Annotated in this window: 1 protein-coding gene; it reads left to right on the top strand. The window is 68.6% G+C overall.

All coding sequences use genetic code 11. The features are described from left to right. Nucleotides 1-49: 49 nt before the first annotated feature. Nucleotides 50-1,261, top strand: coding sequence for an IS30 family transposase (locus tag AB0A63_RS40565; RefSeq protein WP_360402195.1), 1,212 nt, complete (start codon nucleotides 50-52; stop codon nucleotides 1,259-1,261). Nucleotides 1,262-1,294 lie beyond the last annotated feature (33 nt).

The raw sequence follows: 1,294 nt of genomic DNA, 5'->3' as shown, positions 1-1,294 counted from the left end.
CTTGGGTTCTAGGGATCGTTGCAACACCTGAAGTTGTTCAGGGGTTGCAGTGTTCGAGATCCGTGAGGACCGGTCGCCGCAGGGAGCGAAGAAGCTGGTGGCGGAACGTCGCCAATATCTTGATCTTGTGGCGAGGGGTGTGGGCACCGCGCAGGCGTGCCGGATGGTCGGGATCAACCGGCGGACCGGGCACCGGTGGCGGTATGGACGAGCAGCTCAGGCCGGGCGGAAGGCAAACCTGCCTCCCGCCCGGCCTGAGCCGTCTTCGGGCAGGTTCCTGTCGGCCGATGAGCGGATCGTGATCGCCGATGGACTGAGAGCAGGCCGCTCACTCCGGTGGATCGCGGCGGAGGTGGGCCGGCCGCCGTCCACGATCAGCCGGGAGATCAAGCGCAACGCCCATCCCGGTTCGGGTGACTATCGGCCGCACGCGGCCCAGGACCGGGCCGACCAGCGTCGGCCGCGCCCGAAGACGGGCAAGATCGCCGCCTGCCCCGAACTGCACGCTCTGGTGCAGGGCATGCTGGAGGACCGGTTCAGCCCCGAGCAGATCAGCCGCCGGCTGCGCCGTGATCATCCCGACCGGCCGGAGCTGCACGTGACCCACGAGACGATCTATCAGACCCTCTATCTGCAAGGCCGGGGCGAGCTGCGCCGCGAACTGGCCCGCGCGCTGCGCACCGGCCGCACCGTGCGCAAACCCCGCCGCACCGGCGAAGCCCGCCAGCCCCGGTTCACCCACCCGATGATCATGATCAGCGACCGGCCCGCCGAGGCCGAGGACCGCGCCGTTCCCGGGCACTGGGAAGGAGACCTGATCATCGGTGGCGGCGGCACCTCGGCGATCGGCACCCTGGTCGAACGCGCCACCCGCTATGTCCTGCTCGTGCATCTGCCCGCACGCCACGACGCCGAGACCGTCCGCGACGGCCTCATCCACACGATCTCCACCCTGCCCGCTCACCTGCGGCAATCCCTGACCTGGGACCAAGGCTCCGAGATGGGCCGCCACCACGAGTTCAGCGTCGCCACCGGCATGCCCGTCTACTTCTGCGACCCCCACAGCCCCTGGCAGCGCGGTTCCAACGAGAACACCAACGGCCTGCTGCGTCAGTACTTCCCCAAAGGCAGCGACCTGTCCGCTCACAGCGCCGACGAGCTGGCCGCTGTCGCGGCCCAGCTCAACCGCCGCCCACGCAAAACGCTCGGCTGGGACACCCCAGCCGAGCGCTTGACTAAACTCCTGACCAAAGCCAGTTGATCACCTGTGTTGCAACGACCCCTGGAATTCGCC

The organism is Lentzea sp. NPDC042327, assembly GCF_040647275.1.
GTDB lineage: Bacteria > Actinomycetota > Actinomycetes > Mycobacteriales > Pseudonocardiaceae > Lentzea.
Note: the sequence above shows the minus strand (reverse complement) of the source record. Positions and strands in the feature narration are given on the sequence as shown.